The sequence below is a fragment of the Treponema sp. R6D11 genome (assembly GCF_054786075.1).
Genome location: NZ_BDHD01000802.1, coordinates 1 through 513 on the forward strand (window position 1 = coordinate 1; position 513 = coordinate 513).

1 pseudogene is annotated in these 513 nt (G+C 46.4%); it reads left to right on the top strand.

The features are described 5' to 3' along the window. Positions 1 to 159: 159 nt before the first annotated feature. Positions 160 to 513 (top strand): annotated as a pseudogene (locus ACYVTD_RS16205) (hypothetical protein); the annotation flags it as partial.

Genomic DNA, 513 nt, shown 5'->3' on the forward strand with positions numbered 1-513 from the left:
GCTGTTCGCGGTCACGTTTAGCGTGGTTGTCGTGTCGGAATTTGCCAAACTGTTCCATAAATTGCTTAAAAATGCCTAAAACGGGCTTTTCAACAGGTCGATAATGGGAGATAAGCGACGTTTTAATGTCGCTTATCGGGGATAGCATACGCCGTTTTAATGGTGTATACTATAAAATATATGAAGAAAAATGTTTTTTTAACAATTTTGATCCTCGCGTTAATTAATTTATCCGTTTTCGCGGAGGATTTAAGCATCGGCAAGGACGATTTGGTGCTGGAATCGAGGCCGGACGGCGGATTTCACCTTTTTATCAGGAAGAAACCGGACATTTCTTCGGTGCTTTTAACGGAGTCCACCAAAGACCCGAAAATGCAGGCGGACAATTACGCTTACCGCGCCGCCGAATGGAACGCGGTAAACGGCGACGAGGTGCGACTTCTTGACGGCGCCCCGATTCCAAAGGAGAGCAAAATATATTCGCTCGTCTCCTCCACCGTCGTAAAACACCCG